The organism is Algoriphagus sp. (assembly GCF_046296635.1).
Classification (GTDB): domain Bacteria; phylum Bacteroidota; class Bacteroidia; order Cytophagales; family Cyclobacteriaceae; genus Algoriphagus.
This window is the reverse complement of the sequence record NZ_JBKBKZ010000008.1, coordinates 139942-165558: the sequence shown is the minus strand read 5'-3', so window position 1 is coordinate 165558 and position 25617 is coordinate 139942. Positions and strand designations below refer to the sequence as shown.

The window sequence follows — 25617 nt, the reverse complement described above, 5'->3', positions numbered from 1 at the left end:
GAGACCGGAGTCTGAATCGAGGATTTTTGACTGGGATTCAGGAAATTTTCAACTGGCAGCCTGAAAACAAGCGAAAAACCCAATAAAAAGGCCTTTAATTAAACCAATTGAGGGTTTTTAGACGAACTGACGTTATGCATCAGCATTAAAAACCCACTAATAAAAATAGTTTCCTAAATAAGAAACTTTTATATTTGAAGGAATAAAGAAAACTTGGATGGATAATTATAAATTCAGGGTAGAATTTTTGGAGGATGCGAAGCAGTTCCTTGATGAAATTGACGAGAAGGCAAGGGAGAAAGTTTTTTACAACATCTGGAAAGCCAGTATTACAAATGACAATGAACTTTTTAAAAAACTTCAGGATGAAGTATGGGAGTTTAGGACCAAATACAGCAAAACGTATTATCGGCTTTTTGCATTTTGGGACAAAACAGCTAAGGAAGATACAGTAGTTATATCAACCCACGGGCTTATAAAAAAGACAGGGAAAATTCCGAAAGGAGAACTAGAAAAAGCGAAGAGACTAATGGAGCAATATTTTCAAGAGAAAAAAGAGAAAGGGAGGAAAAGATGAAGACCTACACTTTAGAGGAGTTGACTGATAAGCATATCGGCAAAAAAGGAACAAAAAAAAGGGATGAATTCGAGAACGAACTCAGACTTGACTTATTGGGGCATGCCATTAAGCAGGCAAGGAAGGAGCGAAATTTAACTCAAGAACAGCTTGGGGAATTGGTTGGTGTAAAAAAAGCCCAAATTTCAAAAATTGAAAACAGCGCGACAGATGCCAGATTTTCAACAATATTGAAGGTTTTTGAAGTTTTGGGTGCTAGTGTGAAATTTAATGTAGAGTTGAACGACCAAAAATTGGTGTACTAAAAGGGAATGCCGAATGCATAATCGAGTAGACGGCCTCGCCAACCGTTAAGTTGACGAGGTGCGCCTACGCCACGGCGCACACGGTCTCACACCACTGCCGATAGCTATCGGCATACGGGTCTTCCCGCACGTGCGGGAGCGGTTCACTGGATTGTAGGTTGCGCCCGCCTGAATGACATAGTCGGGCAGGTTTTGAGGTAATAGGAAAGCATCGATTCGTAGCCCTTTCTTCTGAGGCGGGATAAAGTGATAGTAGTAGTCAGAATAGGACTCTGGGCTACTGCCCATCCTCCTTTTCTACCTCCCCTGCATTCTGGCTCCTTCGCTAAAAATGTCTGAATAGACATTTTCTTAACGCTCGTCCCTTCCATGCATAGGCATGGTCTTGATCCACTCCCAATCTGATCAGGTTTTTGCGTTTTCGCTCAGGCTTCTTCTCCCGTACGTACGGGACCAAATGCAGTAGCGGAGCCGGTTTATTCACATTGAGTTTATTTTCAATTGTGTTCATGAATGCTGCGCATTTCTCAACCACTCATCGAGTGATTTTAGCTTTGCTGTGATGCTGGCAAGGCGGTAATTATTTACCCATCCTCGCTCCCGAGGCTTCGGGACAAGCTTTTTCAACCGTTCTTCGATCCGCCGCGGCGGATGGTCTTCGTGGTGATCTGCTTGAGTTTGCGTTTAAGGGAGTCCCAACTGTTTTTCTTCACTACCAACTGATATTTTCCATTGACTCCCTTTTGATAAGTCGGAACAAATGCATGTCCCAGCAGCTCAAAATCGGATGGTCTTCGGATGCCAGCACTGCGTGCGCCCCCTTCGCACTACCGTGCTCGGGCGTATTCGTTGGAACCGAGGTTTGCGGGCTCGCTTCCTTCAGTGCATGTCTCACGACAAACCATGCCGATAGCTATCGGCACGACTTGCAAATGTTTCAGAGCGTTACCCCCGCACATAAGGGACTTCCACCCTCTGGAATATTTTGATATCTTCGATACCAGATGCCCATGCTGGGCACACACACGTTAGCATAATTAATTAGATAGTAGCTAGTTATAAACAAAAATAACATAAGAACAATATGATTGGAGCTATAAAAACTGAAACAATTACAAAAGGGTTTGTGCTTGCCGGATTATTCAATATGACAGTATTAATTTTTTCAAGATTCTTCACTAATTCTGTTATTCCTGAATCTGATCCAGTTGTGATGTCAAATTTCGGACTTTTAATGATTGTTGTTTGGGGCCTAGCCTATATATCAGTTGCAAAAAATTATCACTCTGTAAAATGGCTCATAGCAGTGTTTGCTGTTGAAAAATTCATTTATGGATTTATTTGGATAAAATGGATGCTTAATAATAATGTTTTGGATGTTTTTGCAAAAGATAAAATGGCCGGGATATTCTTCGCTATTTATGGAGTAAACGATTGGATATTCTTCATCTTCTTTTTATTAGTATTCATCCGCTTGATTAGATTTGGAAATAATTGATAAACCCTATGTACAACACACGGTAGGACAAAAGTGCGTCCTTTCTGGGATAGGCAGAAAATAGATTCACCTTTTTGGATTCTCGTCAATCCCTAGTCTAATCTATTTGAAAAGCGTATGAGTTAAAGTAGGGCCCAGGGATTCTGGCCAATTAATTTTTAGTATAGAAAAAATGAAAAACTCAGGTGAAATTTTTGAGTCCAAAATAAAGAATCAGGTCGTCGTCATCGGTACATCTGCCGGAGGGCTAAGTGCCTTGAAAATATTGGTAAGCCACCTGAATGACTTCCCCATTCCTATGTTGGTGGTTCGACACATTTCTCCTGATGCTACGGGAGATGTGGTCTTGAAGGAGCTAAATAAGCTAAACACCCTCAAATGTGAGTTTGCAAAAACCGGAGCAAGTCTTAAATCCGGTCATTTATATTTGGCCCCAGCAGACCACCACTTACTAATCGGGGACGACCGAAAATTACTCTTGACCAAAGGAGCTCATGAAAACAGGTTTCGGCCCGCGATAGATCCCCTTTTTCGCTCCGCTGCGGTTGCTTTTGGATCGGGTGTGATCGGCATTGTGCTGACGGGCTATTTGGATGACGGGACTTCCGGCATGAAAGCCATTAAAAGCTGCGGCGGAGTCTGTATCGTGCAGGATCCTAAGGAAGCGGAGTATCCGGCAATGCCGAAGAATGCGGCCAATAATGTGGATGTGGATTATTGTTTACCTCTGAAGGAAATCGGTGAATTGCTTCAGTCCTTAAGTTCCCGCAAACTGCCAAAGCAAAAAGCCATTCCAAAGGATGTGCTGATCGAAGCTAAAATCGCTGAACGAGTATTGAGCGATCTGTCCTCCGTCAATAAAATCGGGGAACAAGCACCCTTCAATTGTCCAGGGTGCGGGGGTGTACTTTGGAAAGTAGAAAAGGACAAAGACTTACGATTCCGCTGCCATACCGGACATGCATACACGGCAGCTTCGCTACTGACCGAACAGACAGAAAAGATGGAGGAAACGATGTGGACCGCCTTGCGCATGTTTGAAGAGCACAAAAATCTATTGACAGAAATGTCAAGTCAAGGAAATGGTGGTTCAAAATCGGCGAAAGAAAGAGCTGAAAGCACTCAAGTGCATATTGATCGGATTAGGACAATCCTCCAAACTACCAACTATGGTGACGAGGATGAACTCCCGGCGGGATCCTCGATTTAAGTAACCTTAATTAAATCTCGCAAAGACAGAAAGGCGCAAAGCCTTTTTTTTCTTGGCGGCTTTAGCGGTTAAAAAAGGCTCAAAAAGACAGGGGTAAGTTTGAGTTTAATGTTTCTAAAAGCACAGTAATTCCCTTTTTATAGCTATCCACTCCTGCCCTGTTTAGTCTACATCAAAATTTGTTAACCGCAGTATGTGCTGCACCCACCTCTTTATTCAATCAATGTAAATACCATCTGTCTAAACTTCCATCCCGTCTCATCGCCGTTTCCCGCACCGGAAGTCTGCTTGAAAATCAAACCAATAATTTTTTCTTGAGGATCAGCGAAATACTGGGTATTGAAGTATCCTCCCCAATCAAAGGTCCCCAAACTACCCATCCCGCCGATCTGCACTCCTTTCTGATCTACGACACCGAAGGCTAATCCATAATCTTTTCCTCCATCTCCAAGTAGGTCACCGACTTGATTGGTCATAATCATACTAATAGTATGCGGGCTAAGTAATCGCTTACCGTTATAAACCCCCTTATTGAGGTACATCTGAAGGAATTTGGCGTAATCTTCGGTCGTACTGGAAAGTCCCGCACCACCGGAGAAGAAGGTTTTTGCCCCAGTTTTAGGATAGGCCGGGTCATAGAAAGTCACTGGAAAGGATACCCATTTAATGTCTTTCCGAGTTTGAACAGTCACCAATCTTGGTGCTTGAGCATCACTGAGGTAGAATCGGGTATCATTCATTCCCATCGGATCAAAAATCCTTGTTTTCAAAAATTGGTCAAAGGTCATCCCTGATACGATCTCGATAAGGTATCCTAAGACATCCAAGCCTTCGCTATAGGTGAACTTTGCTCCTGGTTCATGATGAAGCGGTAGCTTCGCGAGACGCTTGACACTTTCTCCGATTGTAATATTCTCTGTGGTAAAAAGGTCCATTACCCCAGCCTTATGATAGATCATTTTCATCCGCTCATCTCCATCGATCACTCCATAGCCCAAGCCTGAGGTATGTGTCAACAGATGACCGATGGTGATTTCTTTCGTACTGGCTTTACTTGTAAAAGTGGTGTCTCCATACCTAAAAGTGTTGAGTATTTGAGGGTTTTTGAATTCGGGAATGAACTTGGAAATCGGATCATCCAATCTGAATTTACCCTCTTCCCACAGCATCATGATTGCCGTAGAAGTAATGGCTTTAGTCTGAGAGGCGATACGAAAAATGCTGTTTTTCTCCATCGCTTTGCCTGATTCAGCATCTGCAAAGCCTTTGGCTGAGTGGTAAATAATTTTCCCGTCTTTGACCACCAAGGCTACTAATCCGGGAACTTGCTCTTTTTTGATTGCATCTTCAAGCATCGCATCGAGTTTGGCAATTCTTTCTTGAGAAATTCCGGGGATGGGAGCTTTCCCCGCCTCGCTTAGTGTTTGTGAGGGGGCGAATTGAAACGATCCAAAAAGGAAGATTAGGATAATGGTGATTTTTAGTTGCATGGCTGGTTATGAGGGAGATTTATAAAGACCAAAGTAGAAAAAAGCAAGCATAAAAAAAGCCGGCATACACCGGCTTCCCTATCAACTTATAGTATTTTGATTTTACTTCACTTCAAAATAATACTCGGTTCCATCAGGGAACATTCCCAATACAACTATTTCTTCGCCTTGAGAAGACTCAAGAAAATCAATCATTGCCTGCGCATTGGCAATCCTTGTGCGACCACTATCCGAAATTACTGAGGTGATGATAAATCCATTTCTGGCACCTGCTTTTTTCCAAGCTTCATTGCTATTCATCTTGATTACGGCACCACCCGAAAGATCAAGTTTCTTTTTCATATCTTCCTTTACATCTTCAAACTGAAGACCTTCGAATGTGAATGTTTTTGGAATTTCTCGCTTGACAATATTGGTATCACCTGAGAAATTTTTTAGTGTGGCCTTGGTATTTGAAGTTTTTCCATCACGAATGTATTCTACATCAACTTTGTCTCCTGGACGTTTTCTCGCGACTAATTCTTGAAGATTGGATACATTGTTAACTTTTCTGCCATCAATCCCAATGATAATATCCCCTTCTTTCAATCCAGCTTCTTTGCCTGCAGAGTTGTCATTTACACCACCGACATAGACACCTTGCTCTACAGGAAAGGTTTTATTCAAATATTCCGAAAGTTCCGGGCTTACATTCTGGATATTTACTCCAAGAAGACCACGCTGTACCGCACCGTGCTTCATCAGATCATCCATTACCTTTTTGACCAAAGTGCTTGGTATTGCGAAAGAATAACCCGCAAAGGTTCCTGTATTGGAGGCAATAGCGGTATTGATCCCGATCAGTTCTCCTGCAAGATTGACCAGGGCTCCTCCTGAATTCCCAGGATTAACTACTGCATCGGTTTGAAGGAATGATTCGATTTGAAGATTATTTTCCACATTTTTCAAAATTCCAATATTTCGAGCTTTTGCAGAAATAATACCTGCGGTTACCGTAGAATTTAAATTAAATGGATTCCCAACTGCCAAAACCCACTCACCAATTTTGGTATCATCTGAATCTCCGAATCTCACAAACGGAAGATTAGTAGCATCAATTTTCAATAGTGCCAAATCCGTGGTCGGATCGGTACCGATCACTGTAGCCACGTAACGTTTGTTGTTTTCCAATGAAATATCAATCTTGGTTGCTCCCTCCACTACGTGGTTGTTGGTCACAATGTAACCATCAGGGGAGATGATCACTCCTGAACCTGAACTTACCGGCATCTGACCTCCACGTCCTTGACCTCCCTCTCCCCGAGGATCAGGAAAGCCGAAAAATTCCTGAATTGGATCTCTTTGCTGAACTCTTGGAGCAATGGCAACTTGGCTATTGACGTGAACTACAGCCGGGGTCACAATCTGTGCTGAAGCAACAAAGTTTATTCCGTCGGGAATAGTAAACTCCTCACCTGACAATAAATTCACGAAAGAAGCTTGCTGCTTCTCATCGAATGTTCCGGCATTCTGTGGTTGGATAAGAAAACTCACCCCCGCCAATGCGACTACTCCACCGATCAAGGCAGCGAGAAGCATACCCAAAAAGAATTGTTTCTTGCTCATAATTTTATGGTTTTCTTTTTCTACTACGAATTTTCAAAGTTAAGACTCTATTTGGAAGAACTTGGGTTAGTCAACCTGTCCAAATTAACAAGTTTTAACCGCTTTCCCCGACGCCTCTTTAGGGTATAACTCATATTAGAAGAGTGGGTTTCCCCACTCTCTGATTATTTCACTTCGATGGAAGCTTTATTTACCTTTTTTTCCTTTTTGGGAAGCAGAAGCTTGAGAAATCCATCTTCATAGCTCGCTTCTACCTGATCTTCTTTTACATCCTCCGGCATGAAAAAAGATCTGCGAAACAATCCATACTGGGTCTCTATGGTATGGAAATTTTTCCCCTCCTTTTTCTCTTCCAGAGTTCGCTCCCCCGAGATAGTTAATTTGCCATCGACCAGTTCGATTTTGAAATCTGACTTCTTCATTCCTGGAACAGCCACATGGATTTCGTATGATTTTTCATCTTCAGCGATATCCACCGCAGGATTGAACTGCTTCATGGAAGCATTTACTGAATCATTGAAGAATCTGTCCAGCATTCCGCTGAAGGAGCTTGGCACAGTTGGATCGAGTTGGTTGTATCTTACAAGTTTCATAATGATTGTGGTTATAGAATTAGACATTTATCCATCAATAAACTTTGTTCCACTTCCATTTTCACGCCGATTTGTCTGAAATTAAGTTTGATTATCGCTACAATTCAGTCATTATGGCCGATTTTTATAAAACACACTACAGCTATCAGTTGAAAATCATCAATAAATCAATACCGGCATTTCTGGATTTAATACCTACTTTTAACCCCAGAAAATATTGCTAATGAAAAAGTTTCTTTCCGTTTTATTTACTTTTTTTATTTCACTCCAACTGCCCGTTTTCGGGCAGAATTCTAATTTGGAGCAAAAAGTAGACAGCTTGCTTTCATTTTCCAAAGACAGTTTGGTTGTATTGGATCCTTCCCAACGACGTAGCGCCTCGGATACTGTATACATCACTCCTTCGCTGGAGGAGCTCATTAGCAAAAGCCGACGTTACACATTTTTGGCCAATGAAATCATGCTGGATCTTCAGGAACCCTTGGATACGGCGCAGTTCAATAGTGAAATCCCTGCTATGAACGAAACTTTGGAATCCCTGCGGGAGAGGACCAACAGTCCTAATACAAAGTTTAATTTCAGATACATCAATGCACTCATCCGAATTCTAGAAACAACAGATGAAAAAAATATTTCCTTGGACAAAATCGTTCAGGAAAGGCTTGATCGATTAGGGGTCTTGGATAGTCTCTTGATGACAATCAAGAGAGATGACTTATTTATCTATAAAATAAAGGACACCCTGCTACTCCCTATGTATTCTGGAGAAATTCAGAATTTAAAGAAAACTGTCTATGCAATTGACAGTACCCTGTATCGTCAAGAGCTTCAGGCTGCCCGATATCAATCGATGCTCAGTACTATTTCGATGGGTTTGGCTGAGTTGAAGCGATATGTAGAAACAAATAAAACGATCCTTGAAAAAAACCTCTTTAAAAAGGAAATCAATTACATCTGGGAGAGCTATTCCATCCCTTCCCCTAAGTCGATTCTGGACATCACATTTGATTCCTTACGTTTAAATTTTCTATTTCTAAAAAATCAACTTAGTGAAAGTCTTGTGGCCTCAATTGCGGCATTACTTATTTTAATTATTGCCAGTGTTATAATTAGGCAGACAGTCAGGAGAATAGAGCGGGATAAAGAGTACGGGAAGATCATCATTGGTAGAATAAAATACTTGGATGAAACTCCGATTGCGACCACTGCAATTGCACTTTTGCCCTTGGTATTTTTCCTGTTTGACACTTCCTCGATTACCTTATTGACATTTTTTATCTACCTACAAGTCTTCTTTAGTTCGATATTGATTTATCGATATTTCCCACGCCATACTTTTATCCGCTGGATGGTGTTGGTCGTGATCTTCATTTTCTTTACCATCAGCAATCTGTATTGGGAGATCGCCTATCAAGAAAGACTGTACTTTGAGATTGGAGGTCTCATCTTTATTTCCATCCTTTGGAATCTTCCAAAAAATTTCACCTCAGAAGATCCCAAGGAAATTGATTTTTTGAAGAAGCTCAGGTTTGTAACCTTGATTTTGTTGACACTTGGTCTTATAGCAAATATATTTGGCAGGTACAGTCTAGCCAAAATCCTCAGTGTTTCCGGTGCTGTGGGATTTATCCATGCGATTACGCTCTATTTGTTTACCAAGGCAGTAATGGAAATCATCTATGTTGCCTTAGAGAATAAAAAAGAGTCCGACTCCTTTACTTCTTATTTGGATTTCAAAAGTATCCAAAAACGAATCAGAGGGTTTTTCCTCTTCCTTGCCGGGCTATTTTGGATTACAATCATGCTGGCAAACCTGGTCTTGAGTGATTTTGTCTATGAAGGAATCATGAAATTCCTTGTGGAAGAGCGATTCCTCGGAGCTACTAGTTTCACCTTCAAGAGTGTTCTCCTTTTTGGGGCTTTAATCTATGTCGCATTTATCCTGTCCAATAACATTGCATATTTTGCTACCATCAAGGACCAACAACAAGCCTCCAACCGGACAAAAAGACTGGGAAGTTCTGTCTTATTAATAAGGTTGGGAGTATTTATTATCGGTTTTTTTATCGCTGCTACGGCTGCAAATATCCCACTTGACAATATCACCATTGTACTTGGCGCCTTATCTGTCGGTATTGGATTTGGCCTTCAGACCATCATCAACAATTTAGTTTCAGGAATAATTTTGGCCTTTGAGCGGCCTATACAGATTGGAGATGATATTGAAGTGGGATCACTGACCGGAAAAGTCAAAGAGGTAGGCATTCGAGCCAGTAAAATTCAGGGATATGATGGATCAGAAATCATCGTTCCAAATGGCGATTTGCTTTCTCAGCATTTGATCAATTGGACGCTATCTGACAAAAGAAGAAGGGTGGAATTACTCATTGGTGTTGCTTATTCCTCAGATATGGCCATGGTTGAATCATTGATCCAAGAGGCACTGGATCAGGACACTATTTCAAAAACTCCTGCTCCCCGTATATTGATGCAGACCTTTGGTGATAATTCAGTGGACTTTAGAGTCCTGTTTTGGGTCGATGATATGGACACATGGCTTCAAGTTAGACATCAGGTAATGAGTGCGATTTACGCCTCTTTCCTTGAGAATGGCATTGAAATTCCATTTCCAAAGCGGGATGTTTATTTGAAAAGTTTGCCTGAATTAAAGGTGGCCAAGGAATCAGATTCAAAAAAGAAAATGAATACAATAAAAAATCCCCTGAAGTCTGATTCAGAGGATAATTTACACTAATACGTTCTCTTGAATTTCTTAGGCCTTTTTGACGTTGATGGCGTTTGGTCCTTTTTTACCTTCTTTAATGTCGAAAATGACTTTGTCGTTTTGCTCGACTTTGTCCACTAACCCTGTAGCGTGCACGAACACTTCTCCCTGGGTTTCGTCATCAACGATAAATCCGAATCCTTTGGCTTCATTGTAAAACTTTACTGTTCCGGTAAACATAATGAATTGTATTAAATTGTATATGAAATCAATTTAAAAGTAAAGATAAGATCGAAAAAAACAAAATAATCGTTTACGAATAGCGCAAATGAAGAAAATAATTTTGGTCAGACACGCAAAATCATCATGGGACGATCCTTTCCTCAATGATCATGATCGGCCACTCGCTGAGCGGGGCATTGCCGACGCACCGATAATGGCAAAACGTCTCAAAAAAAAAGGAATTGTCTCGGATCTCATCCTGAGCTCCACTGCACTCCGGGCTGCTGAAACAGCAAGGACCACTGCAAAAATTCTGGGATATCCTGCTGAGCAAATCCATTGGGAAAAAGGACTGTTTCACGCATCACCCAATCAAATACTGAAGATCATCCGCATGCAGAATGATGCCGCAAATACAATCCTTGTCTTTGGTCACAATCCGGGATTCAATGATTTGATAATCTACCTGGGAGGTGATTTGGACAATCTACCAACGAGCGGTCAGTTCGGATTTAAACTAAAAACAGATCATTGGGCCGAACTCAAACCTGAAACTGTCGAGGTATGGTTTTTCGACTATCCGAAAAAGAAAAGTTAAGGCAATTCAAAATTTCGGACATCCTGAATGACTTCCTGAAAAAGGTCAGGATTACTTAATAAATAGAATACTTTTTCAGCAATTTCTTCGGCTGTACTCAGTTGACCTTCTGATTTATAACTGACAAACCGGTCCCAGGCCGGAAAATCGGATAAATCTGCTTTTCTGATTTCAGCTTGCATTTCGGTATCAATAATTCCCGGTGCCAGTGAAAAAACCCGGAATCCCTTTTCCTTAAAATCTTCTGCAGCGACTTTGGAAAACATCGCCAATCCTGCTTTGCTACTACAATACTCAGCCCAACCCGGCAAAGGTTTATGAGCAGCACCCGAACTGATATTGCAGATCAACTTCTGGCCTATGGTTTTGGAATATACTTTGACAAAAGCGTTGCTGAGGATCATTGGCGCCAAGAGGTTTAGGTTCATAACTTTTTGAATCGCTGAGGGTTGAAGCTTGCCGACAGGCTTTATCTCTCCTATCCAACCTGCATTATTGATCAGAATCACTTTTTCATATTCACCTGCTGGAAATAGATCGGAGAGTTTAGCATCCACGCCTTCCAAATCATTCAAGTCCAATTTTATTTCAGTGACTCGGAAATTCCCGAGATCCAAACTGGTTCTCGATATTGCGACTATCTGATAATTTTCCAAGGACAAGAATTTATCGAGGATGGCTTTTCCAAGTCCCTTGGTATGGCCGGTGAGAATGAGAAGGGATTTAGGTTTCATAAAATTCGATGGATCTGATGATTGTCCACGTATGATTCTGCTAATTATCTGAACTACTTATACTCGCCGAGGCGGAGGGCAGACTGAGACCCCACCTCGGCAGGCAGGCGGAGACCAAAGACCCGAGACAGGAGACCGAAGAAAAAAGATTAGAGACAATTGCCCAATGTTTTCTGGCCTCCAATCATTACAACCCGACAACAATTATAACCATGACAACCCTTCTAACTTCTAAAAGAAGCAAGACAAATCACTTCAACACACCAAGCTCTTTTCCTACCTCAATAAATGCAGCAATTGCCTGATCGAGATGCGCTCTGTCGTGACCGGCAGAGATTTGCACCCGGATTCTAGCTTGTCCTTTTGGTACCACTGGATAGTAAAATCCAATCACGTAGATTCCTTTTTCCAGGACTTTTTCAGCCATTTTCTGTGAAAGAACCGCGTCGTAAAGCATGATCGGTACAATCGCATGCTCGCCTGGTTTGATGTCAAAACCCGCCTCGGTCATTTTTGCTCTGAAATATTTGGTATTTTCCTCCAGTTTATCTCTCAATTCTGTCGTCTCCGAAAGCAAATCGAAGACAGCAATCGAAGCTCCGGTAATCGAAGGTGCTAAAGTATTGGAGAACAAATAAGGTCTGGATCGCTGACGGAGTAGCTCGACGATTTCTTTTCTTCCTGAAGTAAATCCGCCTGATGCACCACCCAAAGCTTTTCCAAGGGTTCCAGTTATGATATCAATTTTGCCCATCACACCGCAATGCTCGTGAACGCCTCTACCGGTTTTCCCCATAAATCCCGTTGAATGACATTCATCGGACATCACTAAGGCTTCATATTTCTCGGCCAATTCCACGATTTTGTCCAGCTGAGCGATTGTACCATCCATAGAGAACACTCCGTCAGTGACGATGATTTTTTGCTTTGCTCCGGCAGCGATGGCATCCTGAAGCTGTTTTTCCAAATCCGCCATGTTGTTATGCTCGTATCGGTAACGCATCGCCTTGCAAAGTCGAACACCGTCGATGATCGAGGCATGATTTAGCGCATCAGAAATGATCGCATCTTCCGGTCCAAAAAGTGGTTCAAACACTCCTCCATTTGCGTCAAATGCTGCGGCATAGAGGATGGTATCTTCCGTTCCCAAAAACTCAGAAATCTTCCGCTCCAACTCCTTATGAATATCTTGAGTACCGCAGATAAATCTTACGGAAGACATCCCAAATCCGTGCGAATCAATGGCTGCTTTGGCTGCTTCCACCACTCGAGGGTGGGAAGAAAGTCCGAGGTAATTATTTGCACAAAAATTCAACACTTTCTGTCCACCTGCGATGGTAATTTCAGCAGATTGAGGAGAAGTGATGATTCGCTCTTTCTTGAAAAGTCCCGCTTCTTCGATGGATTTAAGCTCTTGTTGTAATTTGGGTTTAAATTGATCGTACATGCTCTATTTTTTTAAAATTGATTTTCGATTTGATTGATTTCCGCTGATCAAAAAACTGAGGCGGAGCGGTGATTTTTACTACTTTTGCGCAGCAAACCCAAATATAAACAAAAACCCTCAAGGCCTGTTTGAGCCATTTTTGAAAGATTCTATCATGGAAAAAATCCTAATCATCGGAGCTGCCGGACAGCTTGGGTCAGAACTCACCCGATCTCTTGCCGATCAGTTTGGCGGAGAGCAAGTTATCGCTACAGATCTCAGAGATTCAGCTCGATCAGAGTTTGATTATTGCCGATTTGAAGTCTTGGATGCAATGAACAAAGAGGCCGTTCGTGATTTGGTAAAGGAAGAAAATGTCACGCAGATTTATCATTTAGCAGCGGTTCTTTCTGCCACTGGAGAAAAAAATCCAAAGTTCGCCTGGCATCTAAATATGGAAAGCCTGCTTTTCGTATTGGAACTTGCCAAAGAATTGAAGTTGGACAAAATCTACTGGCCTTCCTCCATCGCCGTTTTCGGGCCGAATACTCCAAAAATAAATACCCCCCAATACTGTGTCAAAGAACCCAACACGGTCTATGGCATCAGCAAGCAAGCCGGAGAAAGATGGTGCGAATACTATTTTCAAAAATATAATGTCGACGTCCGCAGCTTGCGATATCCGGGTTTGATCGGATATAAATCACTTCCCGGAGGCGGCACCACGGATTATGCTGTGGACATTTACCATAAGGCTTTGGCCGGGGAAAAGTTTTCCTGCTTCTTACGTGAAGACAGCTACCTTCCGATGATGTATATGCCTGATGCGATCAAGTCTACACTTGATCTGATGAATGCACCTCGGGAATCGGTAAAAATCCGATCTAGCTATAATCTTTCAGGCATGAGCTTTTCTCCTAAGGAGATCTATGAAAGCATAAAAAAGTACGTTCCCGGATTTGAGATTGAATACCACCCGGATTTCCGTCAGGCGATTGCTGATTCTTGGCCAAACAGCATTGATGACAGCTGTTCAAGCAAGGATTGGGGATGGCAACCTGATTATGATTTGGATGCGATGACGAAAGACATTCTCAAAAATCTACCGAGTTATTTTCCTGCAAAGAAATAGCCTTCAGAAAAAATCACTAAGCCGCCTAATCAAAGACGGCTTTTTACATTGATACTACTCAAATCCCGAATACTGACTGAAAGCAGGTTATCGCCTTGCACCAATAGCTCAGGTGCACCCACCTCCACCAGTCTTCCCTGATCCAAAATCAATACTTCGTCTGCAAGCAAGGCAGGTCGGATGCGATGAGTTACCACCAAAACAGGAATCCCTTCCTTTAGCTTCAGGATCAAGTCAAGCATTTTTTGTTCGGTCATCCGATCCATGGCTCCTGTGAATTCATCCAATAAAAGTGCTTTCGGACGTTTAATCAAAGCCCTGGCAATGCCTACGAGCTGCTTTTGGCCTCCCGATAGATTCACTCCTTCTTCTCCCACCTGAGTAAAATAGCCCTGAGGCATCCGCTCGAAAAATTCATGCAGGCCCAACTCCTGACATCGTCGAACCACCTGTTCAAAGCCAGCCGGATTGGGATCTAAGTTGAGGTTATACACAAGACTCCCGTTGAAAATCTTAATCTCCTGAGGCACATACCCCACCTGTTCCCGCCAGCTGTTTTTAGAAAAGCCTTGAATCAACTTATCCTCATTAATAAGAATGGTTCCTGACTCCGGCGGATAGAGACCCATCAAAACCTGTATGAGTGTGCTCTTCCCTCCCCCGGATTCGCCCAATAGCACGCTCAATTTTCCTTCCTTCAATTCAAAACTTAGCCCGTCGAAGAGTAATTTTCTGCCGGGAAAGCGGAAACTCAAGTTCTCAACCTGAATCCGGGTTACCTTCTCCGGTATTTCCGCTCCCTCTTCTACCTGCTCATTTTTTAGCTGTACAAATTCATAGAGTCTATCCCCTGCGATCTGTGCCTCCTGAATTTGAAGATTAGCAAGGGCCAGTTTGTTCACTGCCGGTACCAGCATTCCCAGCATTCCGCTGATCGCCACCAAGACTCCTAGCTCCATTTGACTTCGTGCCACCAGATAGCAGCATGTGCCCAAAACAGAAACCAAAAATACCACACCCGCCAGTTGGGAAACCAAGCCCAAGCGATTGCTGACTTGTCCTAAGGCAAAAGCATCATCCTGAAATCTATAATAGGCACGTTGATTAGCTTCCAAAAACAGCCCCTCTTTGGATTCTCCCTTGACGGCTCCTATGCCGGTGAGTGTATCGATAAAACCCGATTCCGAACCCGAATAACTCAACATCACCGCTTTCTGACCCTTCTGGATCGGTCTGTGGTATCGGTAAACCAGAATAAAATAAAACGGCATAAAAACAGCAACCCAACATCCAATCTCCCAAGAGTACAGGAAAATCGAAACCGTGGTCACGATAACCACAAAGGAATCCACCATCAGCTCCGTGGTCAATACCGAAACTGCCCGCTGAATCCGCCGCGAATCATTCATCCGGGAGGTGATGTCCCCGACTTTTCTGGAATCAAAAAACACCTTAGGCAATCCCAGCAACTGTTCAAAAAATTCACTGATCAGTCGGAGGTTCAGTTCTTTACTCTGACGCACCAAAATGGAAGCACGCAGGTAACTGAGTACCGCTCTTCCTATCAATAGGACAAAGAGCAGTATCAGACCTAGCCTCAGCTTTTGCCAGGCTTGATTGGGAAGAAACTCATCGATGAGTTTTTGGGAAAAAACTGCCACAGCCAGCCCCAAGACTGTAACGATTAATCCGAGAAAACCCGAAATCAACAAAATCGGAAAATCCGGACGGATCAGGTCTAAGATCCATTTTCGCTTTTTCTGCCGACTACTTTCAGAGGTCTCAAATCCCGGTCCGGGCTGGATCAAAAGCAGCGTCCTGCTTTGCCAGATCTCCAAAAGCTCAGATTCCGTGAACCAGCGAATGCCAACTGCCGGATCCATCAACTGATACTGCTGCCCTTTTCTACCATAGCATACCACAAAGTATCTCAACTTCTGATCGATCACCACATGAAGAATGACAGGAAACTCCAGCTCATCCAGATAACTGATTTGCTTCACTCGGAAAGCATCGCTTTCCATCCCCAACTGCCGGCCAGCTTCGACCAAACCCAAAACCGTAGTGCCCTGAATGGCTGTGCCACTAAGATGACGTAGGTACTCTATCGAACGCTCGCCTCCAAAATACCGAATCACTGAAGCCAAGCAGGCCACTCCACAGTCGGAACTCGCCTGCTGCAAGACCACGGGAATCTTAACGGGTGCGATCATGGGCTTTTTGAATGGAAAGGGTCAAGTCAGAAATAGCTACCGCACCCAAGGTATAATCCACCAAATGACCCCCTCCGTCATAAACAAAAGAAGCAGGCACTCCGGTCAATCGAAAGGCAGATGCCAGTCTAAAAAGAGTATCGGAATAAAAGCGGTGGGTATCCAAACTATCCAAATTGTATTGCGCAGTAAAATTTTTGACTTCCTCCACTGACTCGGAGGAAACCCATAAAAATCGGGTGAGCGTATCCTCTCTAAAACTTCTTTCAATTAACTGAGCTTCAGACTGACAGATCGGACAGGAGGAATTGAAGTAGATTAGTACAGAAGCAGCATCAGTAGCATGCTCCCCAAGATTAACAGATCTAAAAAACAAATCACTCACTACCACCTCGGGAAAATTTCGAAAATAACTCTCTCTATTTGATTTGTATGAATAAATCACAAAAGCAATAACTATAAATAACAACGAAATCAAACTCAAAAACCCTAATAAAAGTTTTCCTTTCATATTATTTAATAAGATCTAAATGGAAACTAAAAGCCACAAAGCCAAAAACAAACCATAAAATAAAATGTAAGACAAAACCAAAAAAATAGAATCTCTATTTATAAGTGAAAATTTACTTTTAAACAAATAGAAAACCGAAAACACAAAACCCAATTGAAAAATATTAATTCTAGACCAAACGAAATAATATTTCAAGAAATCAGAACTTGAAGATAAAAACCCTAAAACACTAAATGGATAGTAATGAAGTATATCATTTTTCATTGAAGGCTGTTTAACGACCAAGAGTAAAACCGAATTAATAAAATCACCAAAAATAACAAAAAGATATGAAACTAAGAATATTTTATTAAGTTCAGTAAAGGAAATAGAAAGTTTCATCAAATAACCTACAGAGTAAATCAGAATTGAAAATACAAAGGATTTAAAAAGCAGCCAAAATGGAGAAAATACTTCAACTATCAGATTTACAATTAAACGAGATCTATTTCCACTTACAAAAGTCCCATCCGAAATATCTAAGCCTGATTCATTCAGATAAATTAAATCCGACCAGACTAAATGATTATAGATAATTGTCGAGATCAAATTAATTGCAGCAACCAAAATAAAAACCTTCCAAAAAGAGTTATTAGCAAACTCCACTATTGGAGATATCTTAAATGAAACAGAATTACTCATTAGCTTTCAATTTTTCAAGATCTCGAATCATTTTATTGTACTCCATAGAATCAGGTATGAAATTAAAAGTCTTCCAAAAATTAGGATCATACGGAATGTCTAGATCTTTCAACTCTGTTTCCCAAGCTAATGCATTTCTATTCTTAACTTTATCAAAAAATCGTTTATTATCAAAAATTTCATTTACCCATAGTTCCATTTTTAATACTTGAATACCGCTTTTAGAATCAGAATCTATAGCAGCTAAGTTTTCTGTACCTTGAGAATAAAACCTTGATAAATAATATCTATCATTAATCTTACGATACTCAACAATCGAATAATTGGTAAGCGCCTTCTTCATAAATAAATCGGCGGTAAATCTATCATTGGGAATACGAACCATTTCAATCGAAATTACTGCAAAATCCGACAGATTAACTAAAAAAAATCCATTTGTAGAAAACATTCCTGTCGGTGCAGAGAAAGATATTTTTGCAATTCGGTCAATCCCATTATTAAAAATAGAATCTAGTTTGAAATCAAAAAAATCTAAAATACTTTTATTAATCCCCTTAAAGTAAGATGGCTCAAAATGATATCTTCTCAAAAGATCTCTAAAATTCAAACTGAAAAGAAAATCATTCTCCTTTCCAAATAAATTTGACAGCAGTTTTGTAAATAAGTCTTCTTCAACAAAATTTTGACTTTTCCTAAGGTTGTACACTTGAACTTTTCTCCTTAAAGGATCAGACCGATAAGAATAATCATTGATACCGATTGCGGCATCTAAATATCTCACATAACTTGTATCCTTCAAAACAGATTCTCGATAGTATCCTTTTAACAAAAACTGTTTATTAGGATAATTTTCTTTCAATCTTGAAAAAGCTTCTTTTATAATTTGTAAAGATGAATCAGCTTTTACCACAACTTCATCAAGAAAAAATGGATCAGGATGCAATTTTATTAAAAGTTCATAAGAATTGGAATCCAAACTAATCTGAAATGGCTTATATCCTAAAAGTTGAAAAACCAAATTCCCACTTTCGAGTTCAGTAGAAAATACAAAATTTCCATTTTTGTTTGTAAAAGTTCCGAGATTTCCATCTTTTATATATACTGAAACATTCTCTAACCCTTCGTTGGAATTTAAATCAACAACCTTTCCGAAAAATGTTTTTGTGCTTTGGGAATAACAAAATGTTACAAGAAAAAAAAAGAAGACAAAGGAAATGAGTATGCGAACCATTAAAGATTAGTATTTTAATATTTTAAAATTAACCTCCTTCGATATGAAGGAGGTTAACCATCAATAAATTTTTATTATACTATTGCAAAGTCATAATCAGAACAACTCCTAAGCCAAGTTTGAGCGAACAAAGTCATTCCACCTTGCCAGCCACCTGAGGTCCACATAGTCGCGAGAGTCATACAATACTCAAATTCTGTTGTTCCCCCCACCAGATTTTCCATCTGGTCATTTGTTAATTTTTCCATAGTTGTTAATGGTTAAGTGTTAGAAATAATTAAAAGAATGGTTGATTTTAAAAAATCAGTTTCACACTACCAAATCACTCACCTTCATAAACTTGCATTCTTGGAATTGTACCATCTGAAAAACGGATTTTTTCGGAATAATATTCTGAATTCTTAGTTGATCCCCCCCCCTTAATCCTTAGTTTATCTGGAATCAAATGAAACTAACAAAATATTCAATCGAATATCAACTATTTTCACTTTTTTTTAAATTCTTTGAAAAATTCAACTATTTATTCGGATATGCTATGTGTCATTTCACATCCTAAGCAATCAACCGTATTGTAAAAAACGAACCAGCTCCGATTTCCGTTACCAGTGGAGCCAATACTCTTAACCATTACCTCTCTAAAAAAGAGGGGGAAGATCGAAAAAGCCTTTTTCCTAATAGGAATGATTTCCATTTTTTAATTGCCTTCAATCCGTTTTGGTTTCCATTCTATTTCGAAAATGGCTATTTTTCATTCTAGTCTTTTGAAAATGAATCGGAACCAGTTAGTCCTACTTCTTAGCCTTCTAGTTGGGATCTCCATCATTGGGTTTTTCTTTTTTGGGCCTGAAAAAGAAGTCGATTACAGCACCGATATCAAGCCTATCCTCAACAAGCATTGCATCACCTGCCATGGTGGGGTAAAGAAAAACGGGGGATTCAGTATTCTTTTTGAAGAAGAGGCTTTTGCGCTGAATGAATCCGGGCTTCCGGCGATTGTTCCTGGAAACCCCAATTCCAGTGAAATGATCAAGCGTCTGACCCATTCCGATCCTGAATTGAGAATGCCCTACCAAAAAGCCGCACTTTCAGATGAAAAAATTGATTTGCTAAAAACCTGGATTCGACAAGGCGCGAAATGGGGGAAGCATTGGGCCTATAAGCCCGTCCAAAAACCAGTGGTTCCAATTCAAATCCAATCAGCAGGAATTGGAAGTAACAATTCTGGAGAAAAACCTAGTCCAATCGATCACTTTATCAGAGAAAAGTTGGATGTAAATGGTCTCAGTCCTTCCCCTGAAGAACAACCACTACGCTTACTCCGAAGAGTCGCTTTGGATTTGACAGGATTACCACCTTCAGAAGTTTTGGTCGCAGATTTCTCTTCCGGAAAAATAAGTTACAATCAAGCTGTTGATCAGCTTCTAAAATCTGATACTTATGGTGAAAAGTGGGCGACTTGGTGGCTTGATCTAGCCAGATATGCCGACACCAAAGGCTATGAGCGTGATGTATCCCGCACCATGTGGCCTTATCGGGATTGGGTGATCCGGGCATTTAATGATGACAAACCATTCGATGAATTTACCATCGAGCAACTTGCAGGAGACTTGCTGCCCAATCCGACTCAGGAGCAATTGACGGCGACGGCTTTCCACCGGAACACGATGAACAATGACGAAGGAGGAACCGAGGATGAGGAATTCCGAGTTGCGGCCGTTCTCGACCGAGTCAATACGACTTATGAAGTTTGGCAAAGTACCACCATGGCTTGTGTGCAGTGTCACAGTCATACCTATGATCCGATTCGCCATGAGGAATTCTATCAATCCGCGGCTTTTTTCAACAATACTCGAGATGAAGATACCCATGACGAAGAACCTCGGCTTCGCTTCTATGATGAAGATAAGCAAGGTCAAGTCGACAATGTGATCTCATGGGTTAAAGAAAATGAAGGTGAAAAGGCCGCAAAAGTCCGCGCTGATTTCCTCAAATTCTACGAGCCAAAGTATGCTGCACACCTTGCTACTGACTTCATTAGATCTGAGTTGATCGATACCAAATGGCTAGGACTCTGGTCTGGCGGTTCGGCATTGTATCGAAATATCGACACCCAAGGCTCAGATCAGATTCTTTTGGACTATTGGACTGGACTGGATGGCACTCAAATGACGATAAAAAAAGACGGTCCAGAGGGTGAAGTCCTCGCCTCTTTTGTTATGAATAAAACCCAAGGGGAAGTGGTCAGGCAGATTCCCTTCAAGCCTATTTCGGGCAAGATCAACCTCCACATCGAAGCCAAAAATCCAGCGGCAGGCCCGCAGCAAAATACCTCGTCCATAGTCTGGTTTGCGTTTGTCCCGAGTCTAAAAGGAAGAGAAAAACCGGGCTTCAAAGCAGCTGAAGAAAACTGGGAAGAACTCCTGAAATTCCGAGGCACCAGACTTCCTATCCTTATCGAAAATCCTCCCTACATGGCTCGAAAAACAAATGTGTTTGAGCGGGGAAATTGGATGGTTTTAGGAGAAGAAGTCAAACGAAAAACCCCGGATGAACTTGGGGGCTGGAAAGAAGAATGGCCAAATAATCGACTTGGATTTGCTTATTGGCTTACATCCCCTGAGAATCCATTGACTGCAAGAACTTTGGTCAACCGAGTTTGGGATCAGCTATTCGGGAGGGGAATTGTGCGGACTTTGGAAGATATGGGTAGTCAATCCGATCCACCAAGCCATCCAGAATTACTGGATTATTTGGCTTGGAAAACCATGAATGACTACGATTGGAGCATGAAAGCCTTGATTCGGGAAATTGTAACTTCAGCTACTTACAAGCAATCATCCATTCTATCGGCAGAAGCTTTTGAAAAAGATCCAGAAAACCAATGGTATTCCAGAGGGCCAAGATTTCGCCTTTCCGCCGAGCAGGTTCGAGATCAGGCTTTGGCTGTGAGCGGTTTGCACAGCGGGAAAATGTATGGCCCGGGTGTCAAACCTCACCAACCCGAAGGAATTTGGCAGACCGTGTACAATGGAGAATCCTGGACAGAAAGTGAGGGCGAGGACAAATATCGACGCGGGATCTACACCTTCCTGAAGCGAACCAGCCCCTACCCTTCTTTCATTACTTTCGATGCGGCAAGTAGAGAAGTGTGTCTCAGTAAGCGATTGGTCACCAACACACCACTTCAAGCTTTGGTCACGCTCAATGATCCTGTCTATCTTGAAGCCGCCAAACAACTTGGTAAAAATGCTTGGACAAAAAGTGCTGAAAATCCTGAGAAAGCAATTTCCTCAGCTTATCAGCAGTTGATCCTGAGCCCGATTTCCGAAGGAAAAAAGAAAACCCTACTCGCTTTGTTTACAACTGCCAAAACCGAGTTCACCAAAAATCCATCCGCTTTGGAAGAATTCTATCCGGGAGCTAAACCGGAAGAAGCAGCAATGGCAGTAGTCGCAAATGCAATGATGAATTTGGATGAATTTCTAACCAAACCCTGATGAAGCATCTGGAAAAACTCTTCGCCGAACTTGCAGTTCAAAAGCTGCAAAATCAAACCCGCAGACATTTTCTCATGGATTGTGTCAGCAAGGTCGGGGGTTTGGCAATGGCACCTTTGCTTTTTGGTTGCGAACCTGAGCAACTGATCAAAAAATCTTCGGGCCTAAATCTGAGCGAGCGGGATTTGAATCCCTTGGCACCTTTGCCTCCACCTTTTGTTGGCAAGGCCAAATCCATCATCTACCTGCACATGGCAGGTGCGCCGTCTCAATTGGAGCTTTTTGACTACAAACCGGAACTTGCAAAATACCACGACAAAGACTGCCCGGAGAGCTTACTGGAAGGACGCAAGTTTGCCTTTATCCGAGGCGTTCCGAAAATGCTTGGCCCACAGGCCAAATTCGCCCAACATGGTCAATCCGGAGCGTGGGTTTCAGATTACCTGCCTCACTTTGCCAAAGTCACGGATGAAGTCGCCTTCCTCAAGGCCGTCCATACTGATCAATTCAACCATGGTCCTGCGCAATTATTTATGCAAACAGGTTCGCCGAGGCTTGGAAGACCAAGTTTGGGGAGTTGGGTAACATATGGATTGGGGACTGAGAATCAAAATCTTCCAGGCTTTGTCGTCCTGACTTCAGGAGGAAAAACTCCCGATGCAGGCAAAAGCGTATGGGGTTCCGGCTTTTTGCCCTCAGTCTATCAAGGCGTTCAGTGCCGATCCAAGGGCGATCCTGTTCTTTACCTCGAAGATCCGACTGGAATGTCCCGAGATTTGAAGAAAAACGTCATTTCTGCCATTAATCAAGTGAATCAGGAAGACTTTGAAACCTTTGGAGATCCTGAAATTCTTGCTCGGATCAACCAATATGAGATGGCCTATCGCATGCAAATCGAGGTACCCGAGGTGATGAACATCAATGATGAACCTGAGCACATCCATGAACTTTATGGCACCAAGCCTGGCGAAGAGTCTTTTGCAAACAACTGTCTATTAGCTAGAAAACTGGTGGAAAAAGGGGTGCGGGTCGTTCAACTTTATGATTGGGGTTGGGACACGCACGGAACAGATCATGATGGCTCGATTGATATGGGATTGAGAAATAAATGCCGGGAAATTGACCGACCGATGTCCGCTTTGTTATTGGATTTGAAGCAAAGAGGCTTACTTGAGGAAACACTAGTGGTTTGGGGCGGTGAGTTTGGGCGGACGCCAATGCAGGAAAACCGGGAAGGAAAAGTACAGGGATTTATGGGCCGAGATCATCACGTGGATGCTTTCACGATGTGGATGGCTGGTGGCGGAGTGAAGAAAGGTGCGAGCTATGGCATCACGGATGATTTTGGGTTTTCGGGAGTCGATGAGCGAGTGTCAGTTCATGATCTTCACGCCACGATTCTGCAGTTGATGGGCTTCAATCACGAGAAGTTTACCTATGATTTTCAAGGAAGACCTTTCCGACTCACGGATGTTCATGGGGAATTGATTCATGCAGTGATGGCTTAAAAAACTGGATCACGCTTAGGTGTCAATTAACGAATTATCCATTGGAAAGTGGCTGGGAGACCGAAGACGGGAGACCGAAGAGTGCATCAATTTAGATTTTAAGCTAAATTCAATTATGGGTTCACATCTACTGGCAAAGAAAGGTGTAATCAGATAGTTTATTTGGTTAAACACGTTTTCATCCCTTTTAAAATAACATATTGAAAAACCTAAAAACACAGAATTTGGGATTTCTTCAGTCATTTGTACTGAGCGCCTGCCTGTCCGGTAGGCAGGAAGTCGAAGTATCGGTCTCCGCATGCCCGCCGAGGCGGGGTCTTCCCGTCCGACACCTTAAGGAAATTAGGCTTCAGGCAGAAAGAAGTATAATTTATTTATTATATGCTTAAGTTTCTTGGACCGCTCTTGGGCCGAATGCATCCTGTTCTGGTTCACCTTCCCATTGGAATTCTGATTTTTGGAATCGTACTCTGCTTTTTCCCTCAGCGAGAAAAAAATACTTTCCTACCAGCTATTCGACTCGCTTTTTTACTGGGTGGAATTGCAGCTTTAGGCGCAGGAATCAGCGGATTTCTTCAATATCAATTTGAAGGGTTTTCATGGGAGGATGTGCGAATTCACCTAATCGGAGGAGTTTTGACCGCTTTGGGAAGTTTTGGCTTATTTTTTCATTTCAAAAAAAGGGATGCGATTACTCCTAAAAGCAAAGCATTTGCCCTTGGCTTGGGTTTAATTTTGATGATTACGGGACACCTTGGAGGAAACTTGACTCATGGTGAAAGTTATTTCACCGAAGTGTTACCACCGGAATTACAGTCCTTTTTTGGAATTGAAATCCAACCCGAAAAAGGTCCGCAACTCACTGAAGAAAGTTGGGGAGAAGCGGTGTTCTACTCCGAAGTAATTCAACCTATCCTTAATCAAAACTGCAAAAGCTGCCACAATCCACGGAACAAAAAAGGCGAGCTTGACTTGACAACACTGAAAGGATTGATGACAGGTGGAGAAGATGGAGTAATTCTTACGGCAGGTGATGCTCAACATAGTGAACTTTTCTCCAGACTAATCTTGGCAAAAGAAGATGAAAAACACATGCCTCCTTCGGAGAAAAGACAACCGAGCAAGGAAGAAATTGCCCTGATCGAAACCTGGATCAAAAGTGGTGGAAAAGCAAATCAAACACTGGCCGAAGCCGGGATTTCAAGAAAACTCATTGAGCCTTTTATCCAAAAAAACGAAGTTTCATTTTATCCAACAACCCAAATCTCAGCGATTTCAGCTGACTCCTTAGCACAACTGAAAGACTATGGATTCTTTGCGGAATTGATAGAAAGCGGTTCGGGATTGCTGAAAATAACCTGTACCAATTTCCCCGGGTTTCAGGATTCCGATTGGGAGAAACTTGCTCATGTTAAGAATAGGATCGCCTATTTGGATTTAAGTGGAACTCAAGTAAGTGATGCCATTTTGGACAGCTTAACAGGCTTTTCCAATCTTACTGTATTGAAGCTGAATGCCACAGGGATTACTGGGAATTCTTTGAAGAAAATTTCTCAATCACCTAACCTGAAATTGCTTTACCTGAACAAAACCGGAGTGAATCTCGCGCAAATCCAACAGCTTACTTCAAGTCAATCACTGCAAAAAGTATTTATTTTTGATACCCCTGCTTCAGCTGAATTTTTAGATTCAGGCAAGTTGAGTTTACCTTTTCTCCTTGAGACAGGAAACTATCAACTTCCCAAGCTGCCTACTGATACGATTGTGTATTAACATTCAAGACTTTTTTAAACCATTAAGGAAATTGAGTTCATTAAGTTTTTGAAAATATCATTAACCAAAAAATCAAGCAAAAACTGAT

At 41.8% G+C, this 25617-nt stretch carries 21 protein-coding genes; 10 read left to right on the top strand and 11 right to left on the bottom strand.

Annotated features, from left to right (window positions below; translation table 11 throughout):
• Positions 1–217: 217 nt before the first annotated feature.
• Together ACK4HU_RS08395 and ACK4HU_RS08390 are read left to right on the top strand one after the other, a co-directional pair.
• Complete coding sequence (locus ACK4HU_RS08395; protein ID WP_409805447.1) at positions 218–577, top strand: type II toxin-antitoxin system RelE/ParE family toxin; 360 nt, start codon at positions 218–220, stop codon at positions 575–577.
• Complete coding sequence (locus tag ACK4HU_RS08390) at positions 574–882, top strand: helix-turn-helix domain-containing protein (protein ID WP_409805444.1); 309 nt, start codon at positions 574–576, stop codon at positions 880–882. Before ACK4HU_RS08395 ends, ACK4HU_RS08390 begins: the two co-directional genes overlap by 4 nt.
• 325 nt (positions 883–1207) lie before the next feature.
• Here the strand turns inward: ACK4HU_RS08390 and ACK4HU_RS08385 are convergent, their stop codons facing one another.
• Positions 1208–1393: a hypothetical protein gene (locus ACK4HU_RS08385; protein WP_409805441.1), complete on the bottom strand. Its 186-nt coding sequence runs from the start codon at positions 1391–1393 to the stop codon at positions 1208–1210.
• A gap of 573 nt (positions 1394–1966) precedes the next feature.
• Between ACK4HU_RS08385 and ACK4HU_RS08380 the strand changes: the two genes are divergently transcribed.
• The gene (locus ACK4HU_RS08380) at positions 1967–2380 is read left to right on the top strand and encodes a hypothetical protein (RefSeq protein WP_409805440.1); all 414 of its coding nucleotides are present in this window, start codon (positions 1967–1969) and stop codon (positions 2378–2380) included.
• 172 nt (positions 2381–2552) lie between these two features.
• Positions 2553–3590 carry a chemotaxis protein CheB gene (locus ACK4HU_RS08375; protein WP_409805437.1) on the top strand — a complete coding sequence of 346 codons (1038 nt, stop codon included), beginning with the start codon at positions 2553–2555 and terminating at the stop codon, positions 3588–3590.
• Between the two features lie 212 nt (positions 3591–3802).
• Here the strand turns inward: ACK4HU_RS08375 and ACK4HU_RS08370 are convergent, their stop codons facing one another.
• From ACK4HU_RS08370 to ACK4HU_RS08360, 3 genes are all read right to left on the bottom strand, one after another.
• The gene (locus tag ACK4HU_RS08370; protein ID WP_409805435.1) at positions 3803–5080 is read right to left on the bottom strand and encodes a serine hydrolase domain-containing protein; all 1278 of its coding nucleotides are present in this window, start codon (positions 5078–5080) and stop codon (positions 3803–3805) included.
• A gap of 102 nt (positions 5081–5182) precedes the next feature.
• Positions 5183–6685: a S1C family serine protease gene (locus ACK4HU_RS08365; protein ID WP_409805433.1), complete on the bottom strand. Its 1503-nt coding sequence runs from the start codon at positions 6683–6685 to the stop codon at positions 5183–5185.
• A 164-nt stretch (positions 6686–6849) separates the two neighbouring features.
• Positions 6850–7278: an Hsp20/alpha crystallin family protein gene (locus tag ACK4HU_RS08360; RefSeq protein ID WP_409805431.1), complete on the bottom strand. Its 429-nt coding sequence runs from the start codon at positions 7276–7278 to the stop codon at positions 6850–6852.
• 223 nt (positions 7279–7501) lie between these two features.
• On the opposite strand from ACK4HU_RS08360, the gene ACK4HU_RS08355 reads away from it, so the two are divergent.
• The gene (locus ACK4HU_RS08355; protein ID WP_409805428.1) at positions 7502–10033 is read left to right on the top strand and encodes a mechanosensitive ion channel family protein; all 2532 of its coding nucleotides are present in this window, start codon (positions 7502–7504) and stop codon (positions 10031–10033) included.
• A gap of 18 nt (positions 10034–10051) precedes the next feature.
• On the opposite strand, the gene ACK4HU_RS08350 is transcribed toward ACK4HU_RS08355, so the two are convergent.
• Complete coding sequence (locus ACK4HU_RS08350; protein WP_409805425.1) at positions 10052–10243, bottom strand: cold-shock protein; 192 nt, start codon at positions 10241–10243, stop codon at positions 10052–10054.
• A gap of 88 nt (positions 10244–10331) precedes the next feature.
• Between ACK4HU_RS08350 and ACK4HU_RS08345 the strand changes: the two genes are divergently transcribed.
• The gene (locus ACK4HU_RS08345; protein WP_409805422.1) at positions 10332–10823 is read left to right on the top strand and encodes a SixA phosphatase family protein; all 492 of its coding nucleotides are present in this window, start codon (positions 10332–10334) and stop codon (positions 10821–10823) included.
• Here ACK4HU_RS08345 and ACK4HU_RS08340 read toward each other — a convergent pair.
• Positions 10820–11557 carry an SDR family NAD(P)-dependent oxidoreductase gene (locus tag ACK4HU_RS08340; RefSeq protein WP_409805420.1) on the bottom strand — a complete coding sequence of 246 codons (738 nt, stop codon included), beginning with the start codon at positions 11555–11557 and terminating at the stop codon, positions 10820–10822. The genes ACK4HU_RS08345 and ACK4HU_RS08340 overlap by 4 nt on opposite strands.
• A 250-nt stretch (positions 11558–11807) precedes the next feature.
• Entirely contained in the window at positions 11808–13004 is a 1197-nt protein-coding gene (kbl, locus tag ACK4HU_RS08335; protein ID WP_409805417.1) for a glycine C-acetyltransferase, read from the bottom strand.
• A gap of 154 nt (positions 13005–13158) precedes the next feature.
• Here kbl and ACK4HU_RS08330 point away from each other — a divergent pair, with 154 nt between their 5' ends.
• Complete coding sequence (locus ACK4HU_RS08330) at positions 13159–14115, top strand: NAD-dependent epimerase/dehydratase family protein (RefSeq protein WP_409805414.1); 957 nt, start codon at positions 13159–13161, stop codon at positions 14113–14115.
• A gap of 29 nt (positions 14116–14144) precedes the next feature.
• On the opposite strand, the gene ACK4HU_RS08325 is transcribed toward ACK4HU_RS08330, so the two are convergent.
• The 4 genes from ACK4HU_RS08325 to ACK4HU_RS08310 are packed head-to-tail and all read right to left on the bottom strand — an operon-like array spanning position 14145 to position 18751.
• Positions 14145–16328, bottom strand: a complete 2184-nt coding sequence (locus ACK4HU_RS08325; protein ID WP_409805411.1) for a peptidase domain-containing ABC transporter — start codon at positions 16326–16328, stop codon at positions 14145–14147.
• Positions 16312–16839, bottom strand: a complete 528-nt coding sequence (locus ACK4HU_RS08320; protein ID WP_409805408.1) for a TlpA family protein disulfide reductase — start codon at positions 16837–16839, stop codon at positions 16312–16314. Before ACK4HU_RS08320 ends, ACK4HU_RS08325 begins: the two co-directional genes overlap by 17 nt.
• 15 nt (positions 16840–16854) lie before the next feature.
• On the bottom strand, positions 16855–17520 hold the full coding sequence (locus ACK4HU_RS08315; protein ID WP_409805406.1) for a hypothetical protein: 666 nt from the start codon (positions 17518–17520) through the stop codon (positions 16855–16857).
• Positions 17513–18751: a carboxypeptidase-like regulatory domain-containing protein gene (locus tag ACK4HU_RS08310; protein WP_409805403.1), complete on the bottom strand. Its 1239-nt coding sequence runs from the start codon at positions 18749–18751 to the stop codon at positions 17513–17515. The genes ACK4HU_RS08315 and ACK4HU_RS08310 overlap by 8 nt, the downstream gene beginning before the upstream one ends.
• 767 nt (positions 18752–19518) lie before the next feature.
• Here ACK4HU_RS08310 and ACK4HU_RS08305 point away from each other — a divergent pair.
• From ACK4HU_RS08305 to ACK4HU_RS08295, 3 genes are all read left to right on the top strand, one after another.
• Positions 19519–22248 (top strand): PSD1 and planctomycete cytochrome C domain-containing protein, encoded by a 2730-nt coding sequence (locus tag ACK4HU_RS08305; protein ID WP_409805401.1) that lies wholly within the window; start codon positions 19519–19521, stop codon positions 22246–22248.
• A complete protein-coding gene (locus ACK4HU_RS08300; RefSeq protein WP_409805399.1) occupies positions 22248–23756 on the top strand; it encodes a DUF1501 domain-containing protein in 1509 nt (502 codons plus the stop codon). Before ACK4HU_RS08305 ends, ACK4HU_RS08300 begins: the two co-directional genes overlap by 1 nt.
• A gap of 381 nt (positions 23757–24137) precedes the next feature.
• A complete protein-coding gene (locus ACK4HU_RS08295) occupies positions 24138–25529 on the top strand; it encodes a c-type cytochrome domain-containing protein (RefSeq protein WP_409805396.1) in 1392 nt (463 codons plus the stop codon).
• The last annotated feature ends 88 nt before the right edge of the window (positions 25530–25617 follow it).